Source organism: Brevundimonas sp. (genome assembly GCF_046293315.1).
Classification (GTDB): domain Bacteria; phylum Pseudomonadota; class Alphaproteobacteria; order Caulobacterales; family Caulobacteraceae; genus Brevundimonas.
On the sequence record NZ_JBKBPF010000079.1, the window covers coordinates 1 to 620 of the forward strand.

Annotated in this window: 2 protein-coding genes; both read left to right on the plus strand. The window is 72.9% G+C overall.

Translation table 11 applies throughout. From position 1 onward, the window contains the following. Positions 1 to 376 (plus strand): EF-hand domain-containing protein (locus ACK4SE_RS14105; protein WP_409693988.1); only part of this gene is annotated, 376 nt, incomplete at its 5' end. Positions 377 to 429: 53 nt separating this feature from the next. Continuing rightward, positions 430 to 620: hypothetical protein (locus tag ACK4SE_RS14110; RefSeq protein ID WP_409693989.1), on the plus strand; the 191-nt coding region annotated here is incomplete at its 3' end.

Below are 620 nucleotides of genomic sequence, written 5' to 3' on the forward strand. Positions count from 1 at the left end.
CCCCGCTCCCGCGCAGATCTCGCGCATGGTGACGGAGGCAGACGTAAAGGGCGACGGGCGCATCGACTACGACGAGTTCCTGCGCGCCATGCGCAAGGGCATTGCGGCGGAGGTGGCGGTGGAGCGGGCGCCCCTGCAGTCCGCCGACCTGTCTGTTGTGCTGGAGGAGGAAGAGGAGGACGAAGGCAGCACCTCACGCGCGCCGGCCATCTCCACCGCGGGCATCGACAGCCCCGCCTTCGCCGCCATGCTCACGCCCTCGCAGCGCCACCTGGCTCCGGGCTCTGGCGCGTCGCTGCAAGCGGGCAGCGCGGAAGTGGTTGCGCCGCTGCAGCCCCTGCCTCCTCTGCCGCCGCGACGGCGCCGCCGGATGTGAGCAACGTGGAGTTGGCTGCGGCGGAGGAGGTGGTGACGGAGGTCAGCGCACACTTGCCCGTCCTCGTGTCCGATGCAGTGGCGGCGGCGGAGACGGTGCAGGCGGCGGGCGAGGCCGCGGAGGGCACGACCGATGCGGATGCCACCGCAGCAGCTGGCACGGGCGCGGACGGCGAGGCTGACGCCAGCGGCGAGGCCGACACCGGAGCTGTCGCCACACACACGGATGCAGAGGCGGGCGCAGC